A 25,181-nucleotide genomic window follows, 5' to 3' on the forward strand; every position below is an offset into this window, starting at 1 on the left:
ATTATTTTAATTATATTTACCTATTTTTTGAGGAGTATTGAAGTCTTGCGAAAATATCTGAGAGATAAACCGGAAAGCTGCAATTGTATTTGGGAAATCGGTGTACTCTTGGAGGAGTGAGATATTCCATAATTCTTGAGCTATAATAGTCAATGGATCTAAAAAGATATCTTCTTTTCCATTTCCTCCAACCAAATTCAAGTGTTTATTTAACAAATGAATTTCTGTGCAGCCTGCAATAAAGTTTTGTACATTATACTTAGCTTGCAAAGCTTCCAAAATAGGTAGACATTTTTGTAATTCACCTTTAACTTTCAGATAATAAATCATCTGGTGAATTAGCTTTTGATCACTTTCATCAGGTAACACAATGTAATTATTAGTATACTGCCAGAGAATATGGTTTTGAAATATTTCTAACTTTTGCGTTCCGGTTGAGCAAATTAATAGATGCTTCTTCTGTTGGTCTAAAATCTTTTTTAAGATGATATCTACTAGAGATATAACTCGTTCCCTTAGCTGATAGGGGAGTTTGGGTAATAAGTAATGAGATGTTATACAACAGATGACAATGTTTGAGACATCTAATTTACACAGTTGATATAAAGCCTCTATTAAATTAGCAAGTAAAATTTGATCATTTCCCCTGAGCAAAGCCTCGGTTCTATCAGGAAAAGTGGGATCAGAATAAACAATAACTTTAGGTGATTGTTGTTCGCGTTGACCTAAGAGATTATATTCATATATTGTTTTCAAAAATTCAGCTGATGCCAAAGGCCCCATACCACCTATAATGCCTAGCATTTTCTGGTTACGACTTTCCATCATATAAGGTAAAAAGATTTCACGAATGATATAGGGCTGCGATGATTCTCTTTTGTAAAAATGGGGTAAAACATTGAGTTTTAGTCGGCTAAAACGGCATGATTTTGTGGAAATCTAGCGAAGTAAGAAAAGAGGGATAATTACTAATCGTAAGTTAATTGATGGTCAGCAAGAATTAGCAAGATTCGAGGTCAACATTGAAGCTATTGATTAGCTGCTGAGTTTCAGCTACATCAGTCAGGGAGATTTGAGATAGAAGATGGGCACAATTGAGTGGAATATTTTCCAGCAAAACTTGAATTTGTTTCAGCATTTGGCGAATAGTGGGAGCATCAAATTGGTCGGGAGCATAAGTAATCTGTAATAACAATGTCGCTCCCATTTCTACTGTGACGCTGAGAGGAAAGTTTGTTCTTGAAAAAGAACGAACATCGAGAATTTTCAACTTGTCATTTCCCTCCAGTAAAGAAGCATCTACAGGGTAGTTTTCAAAAGTCACCAAGCTTTCAAATAAAGGCATTTCTTTGGGTACTTCACTCCACGCTTGAACCTGTAGCAATGGGCTGTACTGGTACTCAAGCAACTCAGCTTGTTGTTGTTGTAACTGCTTGAGCCAACAGAGGAGAGAGACATGAGGAGAAACCTGCACCCGCACAGGTAAGGTGTTGATTAATAGTCCCACCATTGACTCAACCCCCTCTAGTTCTGGCGGACGACCGGAAACAGTAGCGCCGAAAACAACATCTTCCTCACCACTATATCGGCTGAGGAGCAAAGCCCAAACGCCCTGAATTAAAGTGTTAAGCGTCAGATGATGCTGTCTGGCAAAGGACTGTAGAGCAGATGTCACATCGGCTGATAGTTGGATTCGCTCTTGAGCATGTTGCTGCTCAAGATTAAGCAAGCTACCAGACACGCTTACCTTTACCTGGGTTGGGGCGCGTAGTCCCCTAAGCATTTGCCGCCAGAAAGTTTCTGCCCCAGACCAGTCCTGCTGTTGCAACCAAGCAATATAGTTGCGGTAAGCAGGGCTGTCTTCTAAGTATAAATCCTGACCATTACACAATGCTTCATAGAAGTTGAAGACCTCTTTCAAAATAATGGAATTGCACCAACCATCCAGTATCAAATGGTGGTGGCTCCAGAGGAGTTGATGAATGTCTTTAGCAGTTTGGATCAGCGCCAATCGGATTGGGGGTGTGTCGCTTAGAGAAAAGCCCTGATGTAAATCTGCTTGGAGATAAGCTTGCAACTGTTCTTCTTGCTCGCTTGTGGACAAGTGACACCAGTCTTGCTGCTCCCAAGGTACTTCTAAGTTCTTTAGCACCACTTGTAGCGGTTCGTCCAAATCCTTCCAGATAAAAGCCGATCGCAAGCTAGGATAACGATTAAAGACTTTTTGCCATGCTTGCTTAAAAGCAGAAACGTTCAAATTTCCTTGCAGAGTGAAGATTTTTTGCTGGAAATAAGGTTTAGACTCTGGTGTGTATAGGCTATGGAAGAGTAAGCCTTGCTGCAAATGCGAGAGGCAGTAGATATCTTCAATCGCAAATTTCGCGCTTAGTCGATCAATCTGTTGCTGGTTCAACTTAGCCAACGGAAAATCAGAAGGCGTGTAGCCTCCACGAGAAAAGAGGCAGTGACGGATGATTCCCTCTAGTGCGGCGATAAAATTCTCAGCTAGATTTTCAATTGTCGATCGCTTATGTACATTCTCGCTATAAGTCCAATTTAGTTGCAGTTTACCTTCAAGTGCGATCGCATCGATCGCAATTAAATGAGTCCGGGTTCCTTGCAAGCTCCGCTCGGCTCCTGTAGACTCCTTAGCTAACCGAAATAGTGTTGATTCCGATAGGACTCGATCAAACTGTCCCAGGTAGTTAAAGTTAACTTCCGGTTGAGGAAGAACTTGAAGTTTCTTGGTGATTTCTGGGTTTCCACTCAGATAGCGCAGCAATCCATAACCGATCCCCCGGTTAGGAATCTGGCGCAGTTGCTCCTTGACCGATTTCAAAGCCAAGTCAGTAGTACTAGACACCTCGTCGCTTGCTTGTGTACTTCCCAAGTCCAGCCGGACGGGGAAACGGGTGGTGAACCAGCCAATGGTACGGGAAACATCCACATCATTAAAAAGTGCCTCCCGCCCGTGACCTTCTAAATCAACTAATAAAGTGTTTTCTCCTGTCCACTGCCTAAAGGCTAGTGCTAAAGCTGTCAATAACAAATCGTTGATTTTGCTTTGATAGGCGGCTGGAACTTCCTGCAACAGGGCTTGGGTATCTTCCCGACTGAGCGATACGCAGACAGTACGGGCAGAGGCAACGGTGTTGGGCTGCTCAAAATCATCTCTAGGCAATCGGGGGACTTGATCGAGGGAATTCCTCAGCCAATAATCAGACTCTGGCTCAAGGGCTGTAGACTGAGCATATATGCTCAGACGCTCTGCCCAATGCTTGAAAGAAGTCGTTTTGGCGGGAAGTTGGATGGCTGCACCCTGACTTAGCTGCTGGTAAGCTTTGTGGAAATCTTCTAACCAGATGCGCCAAGAGATGCCATCCATGATTAAATGGTGGATGGCGATCGCCAAACGCCCTGATTGATGAGTACCGAGATCAAATAAAGCAACTCGCATCATCGGTGCGGTTGACAAATTCAGCGTTACCTGCATTTTGCCAACCTCTGTCTCCATCGCACTAGTTTGCTCTAGTTCTGGGAGAGCCGACAAATCTATCCGAGAGAATGGAACAACATCGGCATTGCTGTGAATTTGCCGTAAGCCCCCTCCCCCTTGCTCAAAGCGCAAGCGCAGAGCATCGTGATGTTTGTTCAAGTGTTGTATGGCTTGCTCCAACCAGTTGGGGTTCACATTTGATGGAGTTTCCAGCAGAATCGACACATTCCAGTGATGAGGCTCAGGTAGATTCTGCTCAAAGAACCATTGCTGAATGGCTGTCAGAGGTACTTCGCCAGTGACCAACCCCTGATCTGTTTGTAGTTCAGGTGTCTTAGTTGCTACTGCTATCAACTGTGCGATCGTTTGATGTTGAAATAGCTGCATGGGCGTCAGACAAAGCCCCGCTTCCTTGGCTCTGGCGACAATCTGAATGCTGAGGATAGAATCTCCACCCAACTCAAAGAAGTTGTCTTGCACTCCCACTCGTTCGACACCCAATACTTGGGCCCAGATATTAGCCAATAGTTGTTCTTCTGGAGTGCGAGGTGCAATAAAGGATGCTTCTAGTTCGGGGCGTGTCCAGTCTGGTGCTGGTAGTGCCCGACGATCTAGTTTGCCGCTAATGCTTAACGGCAAGGCGTCCAGCATCACGAAGGCGGAGGGTACCATGTATTCGGGTAGTTGCTTCTGCAAAAAGCTGCGTAGTTCACTGATTGTCAGTGACAGCGAACGTTGTGGAACGATATAAGCGACTAAGCGCTTCGTACCCAGACCGTCATCCACGGCTATAACTACAGTTTCTCTTACCTCTGGGTGCTTACGCAGCGCCGTATCAATCTCTCCCAACTCGATGCGGAAGCCGCGAATCTTGACTTGATTGTCAATACGACCGAGAAATTCAATATTACCGTCCAGTAGATAGCGGGCTAAATCCCCTGTTTTGTAGAGCCGCGCTTCTGGTACATCGCTCAAGGGATTGGGGATGAACTTTTGTGCCGTCAAGATAGGTTCGTGGAAATACCCACAAGCAAGACATTCTCCACCAATATACAACTCCCCAGGTACACCAATTGGGCAAGGATTGAGATAAGAGTCAAGGATATAATATTGTGCGTTCTGGATTGGTTTTCCATAGGGAATGCTAATCCAATGCGGTTCTACTTGTCCAATTGGATAATAATTAGACCAAACTGTTGCTTCAGTTGCCCCACCCAGACTAATGATCTCAACCCCTGGGAAAGCTGTTCTAACTATATCTGGTAGCGTTACTGGTATCCAATCACCGCTCAAAAAGGCCAGACGCAGTTGGCTATTTTGATTGATAGATTTTATTGTCGGGAAAAAGGGTAGTAGTTGTTGAAGTGCAGCAGGAGCAGAGTCCCACAAGGTAATCGGCTCGTTGCAAAGCAGATGCAACAATTTTTCTGGATCTCTAAGATCACGGCTAGATACTAGCTGAATCGACCCTCCCGCAGCTAGTAATCCGAAGATGTCGTACACAGACAAATCGAAACATAAGGAAGTGATAAATAGAACTCTATCAGCTGAACTAATATTAAACCTGCTGTTAACCCAGTTAATGAGATTAATCACGGGTTGATGACGAACAAAAACTCCCTTCGGAGTCCCTGTAGAACCAGATGTAAAAATGACATAGGCAACGTTATCAGAGCTAACTATATCTGGCAAGTTTTCAATTGGTAACTGCTCCAGATAGGAAGACATCCAAATTTGTTGATGTTCAAATGAGTGGTCAATTAAATCAGGTTTTTGATATTTATCCAAACAAATTAAGTGTTTTAAAGCAGGTAGTTGCTGTTGTAGCTCATTTATCTGCGGCAAAAGCGAAGTCTGCGTGACTAGATAGTTAATTTTGAGATCGCAAAGGAGCAGTTGAACGCGGACTTTAGGAAAGCTAGGTTCAACGGGCACATACGCACCTCCTGCTTTCAAAATGCCTAACACCGCCGTAATCATCTGGAGCGATCGCTCCAGATAAACTGCCACCAGTACCCCTGGTTTTACTCCCAATTGCTGCAAATGATGTGCCAACTGATTAGCTCGACAGTTCAGTTCTCGGTAAGTAATTTGCTGTTCTTCAAAAACTACAGCAATAGCATCCGGTGTTTGTTCTACCTGAGACTCAAATAGTTGATGGATACACAAATGCTTGGGGTAATCAGTCTTAGTATCATTAACCTCAAGCAACAACTGTCGCTCTATGTCACTCAGAATTTCTAATTCACCAATCTCAGATGTTGAGTTTTCAATTACATATTTTACTAAGTTGTAAAATTGACTTGCCAATATTTGTATCTCTTGAGTAGAAAACAAAGTATTGTCATAAAACAACTTGGCTTTCAGAGATTCATTTATATGTAAAAGAGAAAGTTGAACTTTAAATTTATCAATGCAACTATAAAAATCAAGATGAGAAAATGATATCTGACCTAAGTTAAAATTTAATAAATCTTCGTCTTGAGATTCTCTAAAATTAAATTGAAAATGATAATATGAATCTGTTGCTTTTTTGCTTATTTCAACTTCTTTCCAGTCAAAAAAATATTGCCATTTGTATGCCTCTCTAGTAGATTCATCTACTAGACATAGTAATTTGTGGAATTGGATATTTTTTTCTATATGCGAATGAATAGGTAAGTATTTTTCGAGGAGTCCTATAGCGTCCACCAGTTCCTCATACTTACGACAATCATAACTAGTACCTACAATAATATCTGCCTGACCAGACAGACGAAACAGAAGTATTTGCCAGCACGTCAGGAAGAAGCAAGAAACCGAAGTTTCATATTTTTGGGTAATTTCTTCAATTTTATTAACTAGATTAGATTCAATTTCCAGACTTAAACTTTTGGGTGTAAATTCTTCTGCTTTACCGAATTTGCATTCAAAAGGAAGCGAAAAAGTAGGAATATTAGCTCTATTAATTTTCTGCCAAAACAATTTTCCTGTTTGTTCATCTTCTGACTCAAGTAAGTCATTTTGCCATTCAGAAATATCAGCATATTGAAGGGATTCACTTGAAATATCTTGCCCATCTAAGCAGGCGGTGTAACACAAAATAATTTCACGTAACAAATTATTGAGTGTTGCTGTATCACCATAAATACTTGGCAAGCTGACAATCAGGATATGCTTAGTTGATGAGAGAGCAACTAATGATAGATGCAAAGGAATATCTTGCTCAAAATTGAAAGGTAAATTTTTCAATTCATTAACAAGTAAATCAATTTTTGTTGTTTGTTCCTTGGGTTTTAAATTAATTAAATTGTGTTCGTGGATTGATAAAAGCTTTTGATCAGATATGACCTGGACTGGTATTTTCATGCCAGGTAAGTAATGAAAGTTAGTCCGCAAGATATCATATCGATTGACCACTTTTTCTAAGGCAGCTTTTAACACCCCTTTATTGATACTTCCCTCAATCAAAATAGTACATTGAGAGCGGAAAGGTAAGTTATAAATACCTTGCTGCAATAGCCACAAATGTTTTTGTTGAGGAGAAAGCTGAAACCCCTCAATTGATTTCACTTGCATATTGATACCTCTATTTTCTTAACATCATTGAATGTCTGACCAAAAAAATCAAAATTGAAGATTAAGAAATCAACAATTTTGAATTCTCCAAAGGGGTTGACTATATATTCTCTAATCCCGGTGTGTGGTTTTTATTACAGGACTTACGCAAGTGTCACAAAAATCTCAATTTTTTGTTTGTAGTGAGGACTTTAGTCCTTACTACGAACTTAAAATAATATGCCAGTTGCGTAAGTCCTGTATTATTCAAGCGCAACCTGACTATAACTAAACGGTTCAGACATTCCGACTAATACTTCTTGGTGTCCGACAAATGGTGTACGTCCATGAGCCACTAGCATATTGTCTAACATTAGTATGTCCCCTTTATTGCCAGGAAAAATGACTGTTTCTTGCCGATATGCTTGGCTAATTTCATCTATTACAGAAGTTTCAATGGGAGAGCCGTCACCATAATAGGTGTTGTTGGGTAGGTCTTCTTCTGGAAATGCTAGCAAAGCTTCTCGAAGCAATGGTTCCAAAGTGGAAATGTGGAAAAAAGCAACTTGATTAAACCAAATTAGTTCATCAGTTTCAGGATGTTGAGCAATAATCGGAAGAACCGTGCGAGTTCTCAAACGATTATTATCTTTCCATTCAAATTCAATATTGTTACTAAGGCAATACTTTTCGACTACCGACTTGTCTGTAGTTTTAAAAACCCTTTGCCAAGTCTGGCTAAAATTACCGCCAAAGTTTCTAACTAACATCCACTTCTTTTGGAGAAATTGCTCTTTTATCCTAGAGTTAATATGATCAATAACTCGCCGACAATCTGCAAGCGGTATTTCTCCTCCCTGCTGTGCAGGTTCAATACAGAAAAAGAAGATTTTTAGAGGCCAGGAACTCTTATCTGAATACTCGTTATGGAAAAATATATTTTGTTTGGGAGATGCTTCTTCATTGTGTATGTTCTGCTCAGTGGGTTCTTCTAGTAAATCACCAGAAATTGACTTGATTAACTTCTCAAATTGAGTCGAGCCATCAATACTGAAGTTTCTGAACAGAATACCTCCATACTGTAGTAACTTAGCCCTAATAAAATCTCGATTATCGCTTGCCCATTCAGCTAAATCTAACCCGTCTAAATTAGGTTTTAATACTAAAGGAAGATGAGATTGAGGGAAAATATGCTCTACTTTCACTAAGTCTTCTGGGAAAATGCTGATAGTTTTTCTAGGTAACAACCTAAATCTATCTATGTTTCTAGAATCAGAAAAATTTGAGCTTTTCATCTGAACTTTTGAGATGGCAATTGATGATTTATTCGGTGATAACCGTAAGGGAAGGAAAGCTTGGAGGGCTTTGGTAGAAAAACTAACTATAGATATCACCTGTGCTGAAATGATTGTTTAAGAACCCTCAATCATTTCCTCCTGCATACCTACACCTCCGTAAAGTCTTAGGGCTAATTAACTCCAATAGAAGACTTTTTGATCATCTTTGGAAATCGCTACGAAGCCACCGATAGTAATCCGTTCCTTGTTACCCTGGACATCAGCAACTGCATGGAAAATACTGCCACCCTGGAAAAGAATCATATCTCCAATGTCGGGATTCAGATATCGTTTGTTGCATTTATCTAAATCCAAATCTTTTTTAGGAGTTGTCAATTGTTCGGGTAACAGATCGTAAAGAACTAGTTCTCCACCTTGTTCTGCTTTGTCGATAACTATAAAATAACTCAGGCCATTTACTATTTTGGCAATTTGATTCATGTAATCATAAGCCCCGTCTCCCAGAAATTCATTGCCTCTATGCAATTTGATTCCGCCTTTGTTGGGATGCACAAATCTGATAGTAGCCGGTGTATAAATCTTCTGTGCATCCTCTTTGGGTATCTCAACTGTTCTGCCTCCTGACATCTTAGTCAAAATGGCTTCAACTCTTGCTTCATAGTTAGTTTTGAAAAGATTTTTTAAATCCTCTCTCAATATAGTCGCATCTTGAAAGTATTGTGTTCTGTCGCTTCCCTTTGCTACCAGAATAGCGCCTTGAATTGCTCCGTAGTATAAAGGGTCTCTTACCTCTTTTTTGCTATTAAGTTTATTCTGGACACTGAGCATTTCTTCTTTCGAGAAAACTCCTTTGATCAGCATCCCATCAATTTCGCATTTATAGATTTGATTCACTCCATCTGGATAATTGGTTATTGATTCAGCATCAATCGTGAGCCAATTTTTGATAGCTAAATTAAAAGTCATGATTCCAGCCTTGATTAACCCCAATAGTGTATTTTATGCTCGTCGTTTGATAAAGTGGCAAAGCCTCCTATGGTGATCCGAGTCTTTTGACCTTTGACTTCAGAAATTGCGTGCCATATAACGCCTTCGTGAAAAAGAACTAGATCGCCAATATCTGGGTTATAGGATCTTTTTTGAGATTTCTCTAAATCCCAATACTTTTTATCCTTTGCTGTTTGTTCTGGCAACAGATCGTAAAGAAACAGTTCTCCACCTTGCTCTGGTTTATCGATGACTATATAATAGCCAAGACAGTCTTTGATTTTAGCAATTTGCCTTAAGTGGTCAAATGCTGGGTTAGAAATAAATTCATTACCTCGATGTAATTTGATGCCGCCTTGATTGGGATGTACAAATCTGATTTGAGCCGGAGCATATACCTGCTGGGCATTTTTTCGAGCTAACTCGACTGTTCTACCTCCTGAAATCTTAGTCAGTATCGCTTCAACAGTTGCTTCATAGCCGCTTTCAAAAAAATTTTTCAACTCATCTCTCAAGATAGCTGCATCTTGGAAGTATTTTGTTGTGTCGCTCTGGTTTTCCACCAGAAGAGCTCCTAGTAATTGCCCATAGCCTTGAGTACGACGTTGAAGTGTCAGTGCATCTTTTTGGCTCTCAAGTTTATGTTTAACTTTGAGCATTTCTTCTTTTGAGAAAACTCCTTTGATAAGCATTCCATCGATCTCGCCTTTGTAGATCTGGTTAACGCCATCGGGATAATCAGTTACTGATTCCGCGTCAAGAGTAAGCCACAAATCGTTTTGAACGTGTGCCACAACTGAATTTTTCAGAACTAAAATTTTTTCGTTTCTAGTTGTACCACAAAATAAAGCTAACGTGATAGCCCCATATTAAATCTATTTTGTACAGAGCCTTATGCTTATTGATGAAATTTTTATCTGTCTTAACGCTTTTCTATAACTCTCACGAGATAAAAACCAGAAGCCTTTGTTTTCATTAAGTTTTCTAAATCTAGGGGGAAGTTGGGTTAATGAACGAAACTCAAAACCAAGAATTCTTGATTTTATTGGGTTTTACTTTGTTCAACCCAATTTACAAATATTTTCTTCTTTCAGAGCAATATAAGACAGTTAAGACAGTTAAGACATTTAAGGTGATATATAATTATTTCTTAATCAAGAATTATCTAGAACTTTGATAAACTAAAAACCCTTGTAGAGACGTGGCATGGCACATCTCCGCATTCCTTAAACGAGCAATATTTTAAATAGAACATTTAATGTTATGGTACTAACGTGGTTAAATTTCAGATTCCATATTTGCTATTGAAATTAGCTAATAAATATGAAATAATCTGATTCAAAGGCTAATCTGCCCCATCCAAAATCCTAGATATCTGAATTTTTGGTAGACAGCGGATTTCTCTGCACAAGTTCTATAAATTTGAGTAGAGACCATATCTTGCACTACTCTTATTCACCGTAGGTAAGCACTGTCCATAGCTTAGAAGTACAAAGACTTACCGAAGAAGAGTTCAGAAGTAAAAAGCCAAAATTAAGTATGAATTATGTGCTGGTCAGTGGTAAATTACGGTTTCAAGCCCCCAGATTTATTCAGTGGAGAAAAAGAAAAAAATTCTTTATTGAAACCCCTGACTTTAGGCATGGAGCACTCTGATTTCTGGCTTCTGAATCTTTTTTATTTTTTGGTAACGCTAACCAGGGTCTACCATACAAAATTACGATATATAAGACTTGCAATCAAGCAGTGGTGAAAGGTATGAGCCTCTTGCGTGTGCGTTTTTCGCTCGTGCAGCCATAAATAAGAAACACATTTAAATTGAAAACCTTGACTAAGCAAGGGTTGGAGATGTGTTTCTTAGTAACAGAGAGCAAAATTACAAACAATCAATTAGGAGAGACCAAATGTCACTAGCAAAATTCACTGAATTTGTAAAACAAATTACAACAGAAAGTACAGATCCAGCTAAAAACTCAGATTTGAAAACTGCTTTTAGTGGGCTGACAAACGTTAATGGAGAAGCCAGAGTAGACGCTACAGCAAAAAAACTTGCTGAAGTGGCAAAATCTAGAGGCTTTGATGTTTCTGAGACGGATGTGAAAGAGTATTTCAATTCGCTGAAAAGCCAATATGACCTCAACCCCATGATGGCTTCGATGATGGACAGCTATTGCAGCAGCACTTGCCATCTTGGAAGTGCAGTTGGTAAGAGCTGAAATCTGGCTTTTCCAACTCTAATCAGAAATTTGATACATCTCAGCTTTTGAAAAACCCGCTGTTCAAAAAAACAGGATTGGTAATGCTTTGTCAGCTAACTCTGCCAAAGTATATCTACTGAAGCTGAGATGTAAGCTGATGCACGTTTAGGCTGTCCAAGGTCAAGAGTTGGAAGTCCAAGCCAGCCTTTGACTTTTGACTCTTGACAATCTAAGCGCAAAATATACAAGTTTATTTGCGTAACAGCTTATCTACTTTAAGCCTCCTCTAACTGAAATCTTGCACCTTTCTCAATAAGCATAGGGTGGGCAAGTTTGATCGAACCCTAAGAGGTTGTTTGAAAAGTCCTCGGCGAATAGAATTCGCTACTACACAACCAAAGTCTACAGAGGTGGATTAACACCAAATCAAGGGTTTGTTAACCTGCAAAAGCAGGTTTGGTCTCGTGTAGCCAAGCCACTGCGACTGGTGCAAGACATGAACTATAATGAGTTTTTTGGAAAATCATGCTTTATTCACCTATAGCCAAGTCTCTATACAATTTTGTTGAACTGGATGTCAGTGAAATCGGTAAGTATCCAGAGGGGATTAGAGATATTTGCGATCGCCAAATTCATGGTGTGGTGGTCAAGAATTTCTTTTCCCAGGAAGATATTACCAAAGTCGTCAGTCAACTAACGCGCAAAGGCCCATTTCCCGGCTCGCCTTTTGGAGATGTTCTGATTTATGGCCCGGCATTATACGTATGCGATGCCGACATAACTCAGTATTGTAACGAAGCGGTTGATTTTCGTAAATATTGCCGCCAACTCTTCAGTGAAGGAGCAGATTTCGAGACGCGGTTTACAGAAGTGATTGGTGCTATGTCTGGTGGTCGTCCGGTGGAACTTCCTGTGACTCCTGATGGTTACGCCTATACTCCAACGACAATTCGAGTTTTAGAGCCAGGTCAAGACATGGGCTGGCACTTTGAAAATCAGTTTCTGCATTGCACACCAGGATATCGTCATCTAGAAACCATAGTCGAACCCGAAGATCATCTCAGCTATTTTGTAGTATTGAGTGCTGCGGATGCTGGGGGAGAATTAGTTCTTTATGATTTAGAGTGGTCACAAACAGAGTGGCCGGATAAAGAGCATGGTGGAACCAGGAAAAATGGTCTAGTGAACGGTAAGCTGATCGCCTCAGTTATGGAAGATTACGACCAAATGTTCCTCAGTCCGCAAGCTGGTTCTCTGGTGGTGTTTGATGCGGGGAGAATTTTGCACCGCGTTTCTGCGGTTGAAGGTTCTCGTCGTCGGATCACCGTTGGTGGATTTCTTGCCTTTTCAAAGCATCGTGAAAAAGTTTTCTACTGGAGTTAGCCGATTGATAGGGCAATAATGTCATGGAATTTTCTACTTTAGTAGATGCTTTGGGAAAAAGAGCGCGACACCAGCCTGACAAGAAAGCTTATACCTTTCTTAAGGATGGAGAAATAGAGACAGATACCTTAAACTATCAAGAATTAGAGCAATTGGCACGGGCGATCGCAGCTCAACTTCAGAGTTTTAACGCCAGTGGTCAACGAGCTTTACTACTATATCAGCCGGGTTTAGAATTTATTGCCGCCTTTTTCGGATGTCTCTACGCCGGGGTGATCGCTGTTCCCGTCTATCCCCCCCGTGCAAATCAATTAATGTCTAGGTTGTTGGCGATCGCAACCGATGCAGAAGCGACCTTTGCCCTAACAACCACATCAGTCCTGGCTAATACTCAGCATTGGTTGCTACAAAACCCAGAGCTAGGACAGTTGCACTGGCTAGCGACCGATGGTATCAATGTAGACATGGCACAATCGTGGGATGAACCAATTGTCAGCAGCGACACCTTAGCGTTCCTCCAGTACACCTCTGGTTCTACAGGCACTCCCAAGGGAGTAATGGTCAGCCACGGCAATTTGCTATCTAACTGTGCAGACCTTGACCTGGGATGGAATCACACACCAGACAGCATCATTGTCACTTGGCTACCAACCTTTCATGATATGGGGCTAATCTATGGAGTTATAGAACCTTTGTATAAAGGGTGTTCTTGCTACATGATGCCCCCTGTGTCCTTTCTGCATAAACCAGTGCGATGGCTACAGGCAATTTCGATTTACAAAGGGACTCATAGCGGCGCTCCGAATTTTGCCTACGATCTGTGCGTGCGTAAAATAACCTCAGAACAAAAAGCTACTCTGGATCTCCGTAGTTGGCAGATGGCTTTAAATGGTGCTGAACCAGTTAGAGCAGATGTTCTACAACGATTCGCCGAAACCTTTAAACCTTGTGGATTTGATTTAACTGCCTTCTGTCCCGGTTATGGTTTAGCAGAAGCTACCCTGAAAGTGGCTGCGGCGCGCCAGCAAGATGCGCCTGTGTTTTTGCAAGTTGATGCAGATGCACTAGCACAAAATCGGGTAATGGAGGCTAGATCAGATTCGCAAAATGTGCAAACCTTAGTGGGATGTGGACGTAGCGAGATTGATACAGAAATTGCGATCGTTCATCCCGAATCTTTCACAAAATGCCAAGCTGCGGAAGTGGGTGAGATTTGGATCTCAGGTTCCACCGTTGCTGTTGGCTATTGGAGGAAATCCCAACAGACACAAGAAACCTTTCAAGCAACCCTAAAAGACACTGATTCTAGAACGTTTCTACGTACAGGCGACTTAGGATTTATTAAGGATGGCGAGTTATTTGTTACAGGGCGACTCAAGGATGCGATTATTATCGAAGGTCGCAACCATTATCCCCAGGATATTGAACTGACTGTTGAGAATAGTCATCCAGCATTGCGAAAAAGTTGCACAGCAGCGTTTGCAGTGGAAGTCAAAGGCAGGGAGCAATTGGTAGTAGTTCAGGAAGTCGAGCGGAGTTATCTGCGACGGCTAGATGTAAATGAAGTCGTGGGTAACATCCGTCAAGCAGTGTCAGTGGAGCATGACATCCGAATTCATACTGTTGTATTAGTCAAAACAGGAACTATTCTTAAGACCTCCAGTGGTAAAATTCAACGTCAAGCTTGCCGTCAAAAGTTTTTGAATCATACATTAGATGTGTTGACCTCAGAAAAAACGCAAAAATTAGCAGTAATTTTATAAAAAGAGAGATAAGTTTGTGTTAGATCAAGCTCAAATTCAACATTTTAAAGAAAAAGGGTGGGTTGGCCCACTCGATATTTTTTCTGCACCAGAAATTGCCGCAGTTAAAGAGTGTTTAGAAACCAATAGTCGCACCATCAAAGAAGCAGATGGTCAGCAAATAATCACCTTCTATAATAATGTTATTAACCTAGAAACACCCCGGGATCATCATCTATTTCATCAACCAATAGTAGAAATATTTAAGAATTCAAACTTAATTCAGCGATTAAACCAAATTGCTGGGGAGAATTTATTGCTTTGGTATACTAATGTCTTTTGTAAGATGCCCGGACAAGGAGAAATAAAATGGCATCAAGCGAAAGAATTCTATACATCAAGTGACATTGATTTTGAAAAGAAAACTTTAGTTTATTCTCTCGATGAAAACCCTGTAAATTTAACTGTCTGGGTAGCACTTGAAGATGCCGACCTTGAAAATGGCTGTATGCGTTTCGCCAATGGTTCGCAGCAGCAAATATTTAAAATATTAAAAGGGAGTGTTCCAGCATCTGAAGGTGTGTTTGCTGGCATCAGTGCTCACAAAACAGTTTGGCAAAAAGAGCAACAATACTCCTTGTCTTATGAATTTGATGAAAATGACTGGGAAGTAGAAGCAGTACCAGTCAAGGCGGGTCAAGCGATCATCTTTACTGAAAGTACCATGCATTGTTCGCTGCCCAACAACTCGAATCGCCGCCGTTTGGCAATTATTGGGCGTTATGTACGTCCGAGTACTCAAGTTTATCCTTATCGCTGGAAAGGAGATTTTATTGATGAAAATGCACATAATATTAAAAGGCATTTTTGTATTTTAGTTTCAGGACGTGATGATTACGGACATAACGTAGTTAGAAATTCGCATGATTTAGATGAGACGGAAGTGCAATTTCAACTCATGTCTAATTTGGTTCGCTTTGCTCACGTAAATATTCCTGAAGACAAACTACAATTAGAGATTTACGGTTTAGAAAAACAGGCGTTAGAAGGAGATTGTCAAGAACAAGAACCGAATCCAATTTTGCATCCCCGCAAATACATTCAATGGCAAGCGTGGCATCAATATCAAGGGATGAATTCTACCGAAGCGATGAAGCGTTATAGCCAATTGGTAGCGACTCTGCCACGTAAGAATAACAAAGATTCTACCAGCAGCATCATCAATACTGGAACGGTAAATAAAGGATTATTAAAAGCTGCGGATATTCAAAATTGGTTAATCTCTTATTTAGCTGAACTATTGGAAATGCAGCCAGATGAAATCGAAGTGGAGATTCCCTTTGAACGTTATGGTTTGTCATCGGCAGAAGGAACGGTTCTAATTGGGGATATTGAGGCTTGGGTGGGATATGAACTTGCTCCAACTCTAGTGTACGAATACCCCACTATTGAGGCTTTAGCCCAGCACATAGCAGAGGAAATGCAAGTCTTGGCGTAAGCTTCTGTAGGTAAAGAAAAATGATGTTGTGATATAGATAACCAAAGGTCAAAAGTGGAACCTATAGCGATTATCGGCATCGGTTGCCGTTTTCCCAATGCTAACAATCCTGAGTCATTCTGGAAGCTTTTGCATAACGGCATTGATGCGATCGCCCAAGTGCCCAAAGACCGATGGGATATTGATGCTTTTTACGATCCCAATGTAGGTACTCCAGGAAAAATGAATACTCGCTGGGGTGGTTTCTTAGACATGGTGGATCAATTTGATCCTGGCTTTTTTGGGATTTCTCCCCGCGAAGCCGAACGCATGGATCCCCAGCAAAGACTAGTTTTAGAAGTAGCTTGGGAGGCTTTAGAAGATGCTGGCGTTGTACCAAAGCATCTAGCAGGTAGCCAAACTGGGGTTTTCATTGGGATTGGCAACTACGACTACGGTAGGTTTTTATGTAGCGACTTAGCCAACATCAATAGTCATAATGGCGTTGGTCTGACTCTTAGCATTGCTGCCAATCGCTTATCTTATTTTCTGGATCTGCATGGGCCAAGTATGGCCATAGAAACAGCCTGCTCTTCATCCTTGGTAGCCGTTCACTCTGCTTGTCAGAGTTTGCGAACTGGCGAGTCCAACTTGGCCATTACTGGCGGCGTGAGTTTGATGCTATCGCCAGATATGACGATTACCTTCTCCCAAGCCCGAATGATGTCACCTGATGGCCGATGTAAAACCTTTGACGCAAGTGCTAATGGCTATGTGCGGGGAGAGGGTTGCGGGATTGTGATTCTCAAGCGCCTCAGTGATGCCATTCAGGATGAAGACCGCATTTTAGCAGTAATTAGAGGTTCGGCAGTTAATCACGATGGACTCAGCAACGGCATTACAGCACCCAATGGCTTGGCTCAACAGGCGTTGATTCGCCAAGCTTTAAAAAATGCCCTCGTTTCACCAGCAGAAATTAGCTATGTAGAAGCGCACGGGACTGGGACTCCTTTAGGAGATCCCATTGAGATTAGAGCTATAAAGGCAGTATTGATGCAGGGTCGCTCCTCAGAACAACACTGTGGGATTGGGTCGGTAAAAACAAACATTGGGCATTTGGAAAATGCTGCCGGGATAGCAGGTTTAATAAAGGTGGTGTTATCGCTACAACATGGGGAAATTCCTCCCCACCTCCACTTGCAAAAGTTAAATCCCCATCTGGGTTTAGATGGAACGCCGTTTTTTATTCCCAGAGAATGTCAACCTTGGCCTGTAACTACTAGCGATCGCCATTTGGCTGGTGTAAGTGGGTTTAGCTTCGGTGGTACAAATTGTCATGTGATTTTAGAAGCAGCACCAGAGGGAAGTCAAGAGTCAAAAGTCAAGAGTCAAAAGAAAGAAGTTGTAGAGCGATCTTTGCACCTACTGACGTTATCGGCTAAAAATGAGGCGGCTTTGAAAGAACTGGCGCAACGTTATGCAGATTTCTTAGCGTCTCATCCCCAGGTATCCCTGGCAGATATTTGCTTTACTGCCAACACGGGACGGTCAAATTTTGCCCATCGGCTGGCAATTGTCGCTGAGTCACATCAACAGTTGGGCGATCGCCTCCGTAATTTTACGGTAGGCAAGGAAACATCTGGACTGTTAAATGGCAAGGTTGCCAGCCGCAAAACCCCAAAAATAGCCTTTTTATTTACAGGACAGGGTTCCCAGTACGTAGGTATGGGTCGTCAACTTTACGAACAAGCACCCACCTTCCGAAAAACCCTCGAACGCTGTGATCAAATTCTACGTCCTTATATAGAAAAGCCCTTGCTGGAAATTCTTTATTCAGCTGGGGGTGAAAGTTCTCTTCTAGACGAAACCGCCTACACCCAACCCGCTTTATTTGCCCTAGAATATGCCCTCGCAGAATTATGGCAGTCCTGGGGTATAATACCGGATATCGTGATTGGTCATAGTTTGGGTGAGTATGTCGCCGCTTGTGTAGCCGGTGTATTTAGCCTGGAAGAAGGTCTGAAGCTAGTTGCTGGGCGTGCTAGATTAATGCAGGTTTTGTCTCAAAATGGTGAGATGGTAGCTGTATTTGCGTCCCAAAGCAAAGTGCAAGCGGCAATTCAACCATACTCACAAGAAATTTCCATTGCCGCAATTAACGGCCCGGAAAATATTGTAATTTCCGGTGTGCGATCGCCAATCCGGGCAGTGGTTGCCACCTTGGAAGCAGAAGGAATCAAAACTCAACAGTTACGAGTCTCTCACGCCTTTCACTCGCCACTGATTGAACCGATGCTAGATGCCTTTGAAACCGAGGCCAGCCAAGTACAGTTTCAAACTCCACGCTTACCCCTGATTTCTAACTTGACGGGCGAAATGCTGCCTTCCGAATATATCCCTGATGCGAACTACTGGCGACGCCATACCAGAGAGCCAGTCAAATTTATGGCGGGGATAAATACTTTATTTGAACAGGGTTATAACCTATTTTTAGAAATCGGTTCCCAGCCCATACTGGCAAGAATGGGTCAAAAATGCCAGCCAACTCCTGCAACTTGGCTCTCAACACTTAGCCAAAGGCAAGAGGATTGGCAAGTAATGCTTTCGAGTTTATCTGCTTTATACGTCCAGGGAATAAATGTCAACTGGATGGCATTTGATCAAGATTATTCCAGAAATCGGCGATCGCTTCCTACCTATCCCTTCCAACGTCAACGTTACTGGATTAAATCGGCGGCTGGAGTAGTGATGAATTTTAACGGAGATTCCAACCCCACACCAATTGAGCAAGACAGTCTTTCCCCAGTACCTAGGGTTCCAAACAATAGAGATGAAAAACTCTACCCACAAGGGAAATCGGGGATGGGGCACGGGGAAGAGTCACCAATGCCCAATGCCCAATGCCCCAAGTCGGCGGGCGGCTATCCCTCTACAGACACCTGGGGATGGAGTTTACCGCCGACTTTCGATGAAATAACGAACCGCAAAGACGCAAAGCAGGAGTATTCACAGATGGAGAGCAATCAAAATCATTCCCCAAAGCCGCCACAGCAGATTTTGGTAACATTGCGTTCTCTAGTAGGGAATTTACTGCAAGTAGTCCCTGAACAAGTAGATATTTATACACCTTTTCTAGAAATGGGGGCTGATTCGCTCATCCTCATTGATGCGGTGGCAAAAATTGAAAACACCTATGGCATCAAAATTGCTATTAGCCAGCTATTTGAAGAGTATCGAACCATTGAGGCGCTGGCAACTTACATTGCTGAAAATATACCCCCAGAATTGCCACAATCATTGTCTCAGCCTGCACAGCCAAAGGAACTGCCTATAATTGATAGTACACCGATTTCGACTTCAGCAGGAGCGTTGCCTGAGACAGCATTAGAGCGAATTATGAGCCAGCAGCTGCAAGTGATGTCTCAACAGCTAGAAATCTTACAGGGGAAGCAGGAGACTAGAACCCAGGTGCCATCTTCTTCTACATCTGCCGGAGGTGCGATCGCATCCGCCGTTAATTCTGGCCAAAACAGCAAACAAAACCAAAAACCAGTTGCAGAAAATCAAGTTAAACAACTGAACCCGCAGCAACAGCGCCACTTAGAAGCACTAATCGCCCGATATACCAAACGGACGCAAAAATCCAAGCAACGAGCACAAGCCAGCCGCTCGGTTCTTGCCGATAGCAGATCTGTGGCTGGATTCCGCCCTTCGATCAAGGAAATGGTTTATCCCATCGTTGGAGAACGAGCAAAAGGCTCTAAATTTTGGGATATTGACGGTAACAAGTATATCGACATCACGATGGGGTTTGGGGTGTTGCTGTTTGGTCATGGCGCACCATTTATTACTCAAGCCTTGTCAGAACAGCTTCACCAAGGAATACAACTCGGCCCTCAGTCAAATCTAGCAATAGAGGTAGCTGAGTTAATCTGCGAACTAACTAATATGGAGCGAGTCACTTTCTGTAATTCAGGTACAGAAGCGGTGATGACGGCGCTGCGGTTGGCACGGACGACGACGAGTCGAAATAAAATTGCTTTATTTACTAATTCTTATCACGGTCATTTCGATGGGGTTTTAGCTAGGGCAGCTAGTGGTGAAACCACTGCTGTACCAACGACTGTAGGTATATCACCACTAGCCATAGCAGATGTGCTGGTGCTGGATTATGGAAATCCCCAATCCTTGGAGATTTTGCAAACTCATGCTGGTGAATTGGCTGCCGTATTGGTTGAACCGGTGCAAAGTCGCCACCCTAATTTACAGCCTCAGCAGTTTTTACAGCAGTTGAGGCAATTGACACAAGCCGCAGGAATTGCCTTGATTTTCGATGAAGTAATTACAGGTTTCCGCATTCATCCAGGCGGCTTTCAGGCGTATTCTGGCATTGATGCAGATTTAGTCATCTATGGCAAGATTATCGGCGGCGGGCAACCGATGGGAGTCATCGCTGGCAAGGCAACCTACATGAATGGCATCGACGGCGGGAAGTGGAACTATGGAGATGCCTCCTATCCTCAAGCGGAAAAGACCTTTTTCGCTGGCACGTTTAACAAAAATCATCTGGCAATGGCTGGCGCAAAGGCAGTATTGCAATATCTCAAACAGGAAGGTGTCGCCCTTCAGCAGCAGTTGAACCAGCGCACTACCCAGTTAGCTGCCATGCTAAATGCTTACTTTCAAGGAGAGAATGTACCGATAGAGTTAGCGCATTTTGGCTCCCTATTTCGGTTTGCCTCCACAGAAAATATAGATTTACTGTTCTATCATTTACTAGAAAAAGGCATCTACATTTGGGAAGGGCGTAACTGTTTTTTGTCTACGGCACATACAGATGAAGATGTTGATGATCTGATTCAGGCTGTCAAGGATAGTGTAGAAGAACTGCGGGAAGGGGGATTTTGGCTCAAATCGACCGGTAAGCAGCAAGAGGATGAGAAAGTTGTAAATTTAACATCAGCCTTGTCTACCACGCCAGCAGAAAAAAGAGGAACTACTAATAAAGCCAAAAAAGCAGCAATTGATTTGCCAACCCCTAAAGAAATTAGCGATCGCCTCACACCCCAATTCAATCAATTAATTGTCCAGCAAGACTTAGAAGCTTATCAACAAGGATTAATTCAATTGGAGGCTTTGAGTCTTACCTATGTTCTCAAAGCCTTCCAGCAAATGGGTTGGGAGTTTCACCTTGGTAAGCAATTTACATTCGCATTGATCGCTGAACAGTTGAGCGTGGTTAACCAACATCAACGGCTACTACGTCGGCTATTGGAGATGCTGGAGGAAGAAGGAATACTTCGTCAAGTTAATGATCAGTGGGAAGTGCTGCGAGTACCGGAAATTCCAGACTCACAGTTGCAGGAAAGGGCAATTTTAATTAAATACTCCGCTTTAGAAGTGGAGTTATCTTTGCTACAGCGCTGCGGACAAGAACTAGCACAGGTATTGCAAGGAAAACGCCATCCGCTACAGTTGTTGTTTCCCAATGGGGATGCAACAAGCTTAACCAAGTTGTATCAGGATTCACCCGTAGCTCGGATCATGAATGCTCTGGTGCAAAAGACAATTGCGATCGCATTAGAAGATTCGCCCAAGCATAGTAAAGTGCGAATCCTCGAAATTGGTGCTGGGACTGGGGGAACAACTGCCCATATCCTACCTCACCTAAGAGCCGAACAAACAGAATATGTATTTACCGATTTGTCCTCTTTATTCATAGGTAAAGCTAGGCAGAAGTTTGATGATTATCCATACATACAATATCAGGTTTTAGATATAGAACAAGAGCCGGAAATCCAAGGCTTTGCTGCTCATCAGTATGATGTAATTGTGGCATCAAACGTACTGCACGCTACTAAGTATCTGCGGCAATCACTGAAGCACGTATTACAATTGTTGGCTCCAGGAGGATTGCTAGTGCTGATGGAAGGAACGGTTCCTCAGCGTTGGTTAGATTTAATATTTGGGCTAACCGAGGGGTGGTGGAAGTTCTGCGATCGCGATTTGCGACCATCTTACCCATTACTTTCTAGTTGCCAATGGGAAGAACTGTTGCACTCAAGCGGATTTAGAGAAGCTGTGTCCATTCCCTGTGCCTCAAAGCTACCCCAACAGTCCGTAATTGTGGCTGAAGCAGCACACAAAATTCCCCTAACTGAGGCTCAAAAGCAACTCTGGGTTCTAGCGCAGATGAGTCAGGAGGGTTTAATTGCCTATAACGAATCTGTAAGTCTGCAATTACAGGGGTTTCTTGACTTAAAGGTGATGCATCAGGCTATACAAAAAGTTGTGCATCGTCACGAAGCATTACGAACTATAATCAGCAGTCAGGGCGATTTTCAGCAGATATTGCCCTCTGTGAACATAGATGTTTCTGTAATTGATTTCTCAACTTTGGATAAATGCGATTGTGCAGAGCACAGCGCCAAAGGCGATCGCGAAATTCAAGTAGCTGAGTGGCTGCAAAAAGAGGGACGCAAACCTTTCAATCTCAGCGTTGGGCCTCTATTGCGCGTCCATATTCTCAAACTAGAGTCACAACTCCATCTGTTAGTGCTGACTGCTCATCACATCATTATTGATGGCTGGTCAATTGATGTCATTTTCAAGGAATTAGGCACGATATATTCAGCAGAATGTCAGAGTGTTCCCTATGAACTTGAAGAACCTATGCAATTCCGAGAATATATAAACTGGCAAGAACAGCAAAGCCAGGGAGAGAAAATGCTAGGAGATGAAGCTTACTGGTTAGCGCAATTTGCTGATGCAATTCCCGTTTTAGAGTTGCCTACAGATTATCCCCGACCCCCTGTACAAACTTACGCTGGGGTTGAACAAACTATGATTATTGATACTGACTGCTTTTGTGAAATCAAAAGTTTCAGTAGTCAACATGGATGTACCTTGTTGATGACCTTAATAGCAGTGGTTAATCTGTTATTATATCATTTGTCAGGCCAAGATGACATAGTGATTGGTGTTCCTACTACTGGGCAATCCTGTGTAGGACGTAAAGACCTAGTTGGTTATTGTGTTAATGTGTTGCCATTGCGGTTTTCAGTCAAAAACCAAAGGTTTATCGACTATCTTACTACTATTAAAAAAATGCTTTTGAATGGATATGAGCATCAAAATTATCCTCTTAGCCGATTGCTCAAGCAACTTAAAATCAAGCGCGATCCCAGTCGTTCACCTTTAATTTCAACACTAGTTGGGATGGATAAATTTGGCAGTGATCTCAATTTTTTGGGGCTGGAAGTTGAGGGATTTACAAATTACATTGGCATCACTCACCGGGAACTAACTTGGAATATGCTTGAGATAGACGGTCAAATGTCATTGAAGTGTAATTACAATTCAGATATTTATAGTGCCTCTACAATTCAGCATTGGATGCAGCAATTTGAAACAATTTTACGCACTGTGATTAAACAGCCTGATATTTTGATAGATGCGATCGCAGAAAGACTTACTCAATCAGACAAACGAAAACAGATTGCAGAAGAACAAAATTTAGAAGCAGCTAGTATCCGAAAGTTAAAGAACTTGAAGCGGAAAGCGAGATGATATGAAAAATTTGGTTAATCATGACACAAATAATCAAATCCAACTAGAAAACTTTCAAGTTTTGCCAAAATTTGTTGGTACTTGGGAAGGTAAGTGGACTCGTCTAGACCAAGATGGTAATGAAATTGAGCGATTTACATCAGTTTTACACCAAAACATTGTTAACAATCAATGGGTACAAACTAATCAGAATAAATATCCTAATGGCCAAATTGTTAACATAAGTTTTTTTGGCAAGGCTGTGGGAAAGGGTCAGGTACTTTTTGAAAGTCCCGATTATCCTTATTGTAACTTCCAGATGCTTGTAGACGAATATAGTGATCATGTAATCATCATTAACGTATCAGATAAAATAGCGGGTTTTCCATTAGCAATTGAAACTATCAACTTAATTAATGATCACCAGAGAATCAGAACTTTACAACAGTTTAAACCACCCGATGGAAAATTCTCTGGGTTCATGATTGTTGTTGAACACAAGATTATTTAGCTGATAAAATTTGTACCCGTTCAGGGCAGGGCTATTTCATTCTAAAAAGTGGTTCTACCGATCCCCTTATGAAAAAAAAGTATTTTAAACGAGAAAAAAGAGCTAAACCTCATCCATCTTGAGAACTGGAGTTTTGCCAGAAGAAATATTACTCTGAAGAAGTAGGTGTAGTAGAGAACAAAACGAGGATGCTTAAAGTAGAGTGCGATCGTTGGAATCGGGAGCATCCCAGTTTTTTGCAAAGAAAGCGAAAATCAGTCAGGATAAGTAAGACGAGTGTATTTACTTACTGGAGTTTAGACTAAACGCATGACAAAGTAACTCAGGATAACTGAGTCACAAGCTTTACACTCCAAAATTGAAAATCGAAGAGTTAAGCAGATTGTGGCGTTTGTTTTTTGGGTTTTGTGGTGCTTTTTTTGACGGTTGGATAACGAATTCTACGAGTGCGAGTTTGACCTTCTGGCCATCCAGGAGACTTTCCACGGGGTTTGGGAACCTGAGCTGGTGTCCCAATTGCCGCGAAAACTTCTCCCATTGCTTGAGCCACTCGTCCGGGACTCAGCTTGGGTTTTGGTTTTTGCCAAGGTAGAGGGTTGTCGGTAACAAAATCGCGTGCTAACCATAATTCCCAGGTCATGAGTGGTAAAAGATCGCTCCATCGCTCACACTGTTCTGGAGTGCTGAGATTTGGAAGCGTCCAATGTAGTCGTTGTTTGGCAAATCTATACCAGTGGTCAATCGCAAATCGGCGAAAGTAAAGTCGCCATAACTCAGACAGAGGAGACATTTCAATTCCAACCCACACCAACCATAAAGGTTTAGTTTTTGGCTGCCCTAATTCATCCAAGCGTTGAATTTGAATTAGATTCATGGAGTGTTGAGAAGACTGTTGAAAATGGAGATTACACCACAGGTGGATGGACATCCGCCCCATTTTTGAATCATTGACCTCTAATTTTTGGTCAGGTATCCACCATGTAGTGGAGTCATTTAGCTTGAAC

At 41.9% G+C, this 25,181-nt stretch carries 11 protein-coding genes and 1 pseudogene; 6 read left to right on the forward strand and 6 right to left on the reverse strand.

What is annotated here, in order from left to right; all coding sequences use genetic code 11:
• Window positions 1–6: 6 nt before the first annotated feature.
• The 5 genes from IQ246_RS12585 to IQ246_RS12605 all read right to left on the reverse strand — a co-directional run bounded on the left by IQ246_RS12585 (window position 7) and on the right by IQ246_RS12605 (window position 10,112).
• Window positions 7–828, reverse strand: a complete 822-nt coding sequence (locus tag IQ246_RS12585; protein WP_194003473.1) for an aspartate/glutamate racemase family protein — start codon at window positions 826–828, stop codon at window positions 7–9.
• 172 nt (window positions 829–1,000) lie between these two features.
• The gene (locus IQ246_RS12590; protein ID WP_194003475.1) at window positions 1,001–7,054 is read right to left on the reverse strand and encodes a non-ribosomal peptide synthetase; all 6,054 of its coding nucleotides are present in this window, start codon (window positions 7,052–7,054) and stop codon (window positions 1,001–1,003) included.
• Between the two features lie 242 nt (window positions 7,055–7,296).
• Complete coding sequence (locus tag IQ246_RS12595) at window positions 7,297–8,328, reverse strand: TauD/TfdA family dioxygenase (RefSeq protein WP_194003477.1); 1,032 nt, start codon at window positions 8,326–8,328, stop codon at window positions 7,297–7,299.
• A gap of 177 nt (window positions 8,329–8,505) precedes the next feature.
• A complete protein-coding gene (locus IQ246_RS12600; protein WP_194003479.1) occupies window positions 8,506–9,297 on the reverse strand; it encodes a 2OG-Fe(II) oxygenase in 792 nt (263 codons plus the stop codon).
• Between the two features lie 14 nt (window positions 9,298–9,311).
• Window positions 9,312–10,112, reverse strand: coding sequence for a 2OG-Fe(II) oxygenase (locus IQ246_RS12605; RefSeq protein WP_194003481.1), 801 nt, complete (start codon window positions 10,110–10,112; stop codon window positions 9,312–9,314).
• A gap of 1,110 nt (window positions 10,113–11,222) precedes the next feature.
• Here IQ246_RS12605 and IQ246_RS12610 point away from each other — a divergent pair.
• The 6 genes from IQ246_RS12610 to IQ246_RS12635 all read left to right on the forward strand — a co-directional run bounded on the left by IQ246_RS12610 (window position 11,223) and on the right by IQ246_RS12635 (window position 24,177).
• Window positions 11,223–11,534 carry a hypothetical protein gene (locus tag IQ246_RS12610; RefSeq protein WP_194003483.1) on the forward strand — a complete coding sequence of 104 codons (312 nt, stop codon included), beginning with the start codon at window positions 11,223–11,225 and terminating at the stop codon, window positions 11,532–11,534.
• A gap of 507 nt (window positions 11,535–12,041) precedes the next feature.
• Window positions 12,042–12,899, forward strand: coding sequence for a 2OG-Fe(II) oxygenase (locus tag IQ246_RS12615; protein WP_194003485.1), 858 nt, complete (start codon window positions 12,042–12,044; stop codon window positions 12,897–12,899).
• Window positions 12,900–12,922: 23 nt separating this feature from the next.
• Window positions 12,923–14,662 (forward strand): fatty acyl-AMP ligase, encoded by a 1,740-nt coding sequence (locus IQ246_RS12620; RefSeq protein ID WP_194003487.1) that lies wholly within the window; start codon window positions 12,923–12,925, stop codon window positions 14,660–14,662.
• Between the two features lie 16 nt (window positions 14,663–14,678).
• Window positions 14,679–16,139 (forward strand): acyl-CoA-binding protein, encoded by a 1,461-nt coding sequence (locus IQ246_RS12625; RefSeq protein ID WP_194003489.1) that lies wholly within the window; start codon window positions 14,679–14,681, stop codon window positions 16,137–16,139.
• A 54-nt stretch (window positions 16,140–16,193) separates the two neighbouring features.
• Window positions 16,194–23,687 (forward strand): type I polyketide synthase, encoded by a 7,494-nt coding sequence (locus IQ246_RS31275; protein WP_194003491.1) that lies wholly within the window; start codon window positions 16,194–16,196, stop codon window positions 23,685–23,687.
• 1 nt (window position 23,688) lies between these two features.
• Entirely contained in the window at window positions 23,689–24,177 is a 489-nt protein-coding gene (locus IQ246_RS12635) for a DUF3598 family protein (protein WP_194003493.1), read from the forward strand.
• A gap of 373 nt (window positions 24,178–24,550) precedes the next feature.
• Here the strand turns inward: IQ246_RS12635 and IQ246_RS30360 are convergent.
• Window positions 24,551–25,181: pseudogene (locus IQ246_RS30360) on the reverse strand (transposase); the annotation flags it as partial.

It is taken from the genome of aff. Roholtiella sp. LEGE 12411, assembly GCF_015206995.1.
Taxonomy (GTDB): Bacteria; Cyanobacteriota; Cyanobacteriia; order Cyanobacteriales; family Nostocaceae; genus Komarekiella.

What these genes read in the sequence shown, in the direction of transcription:
- IQ246_RS12585 (WP_194003473.1), bottom strand. Translation starts at nt 828, where the DNA reads ATGATGGAAAGTCGTAACCAGAAAATGCTAGGCATTATAGGTGGTATG.
- IQ246_RS12590 (WP_194003475.1), bottom strand. Translation starts at nt 7,054, where the DNA reads ATGCAAGTGAAATCAATTGAGGGGTTTCAGCTTTCTCCTCAACAAAAA.
- IQ246_RS12595 (WP_194003477.1), bottom strand. Translation starts at nt 8,328, where the DNA reads ATGAAAAGCTCAAATTTTTCTGATTCTAGAAACATAGATAGATTTAGG.
- IQ246_RS12600 (WP_194003479.1), bottom strand. Translation starts at nt 9,297, where the DNA reads ATGACTTTTAATTTAGCTATCAAAAATTGGCTCACGATTGATGCTGAA.
- IQ246_RS12610 (WP_194003483.1), top strand. Translation starts at nt 11,223, where the DNA reads ATGTCACTAGCAAAATTCACTGAATTTGTAAAACAAATTACAACAGAA.
- IQ246_RS12615 (WP_194003485.1), top strand. Translation starts at nt 12,042, where the DNA reads ATGCTTTATTCACCTATAGCCAAGTCTCTATACAATTTTGTTGAACTG.
- IQ246_RS12620 (WP_194003487.1), top strand. Translation starts at nt 12,923, where the DNA reads ATGGAATTTTCTACTTTAGTAGATGCTTTGGGAAAAAGAGCGCGACAC.
- IQ246_RS12635 (WP_194003493.1), top strand. Translation starts at nt 23,689, where the DNA reads ATGAAAAATTTGGTTAATCATGACACAAATAATCAAATCCAACTAGAA.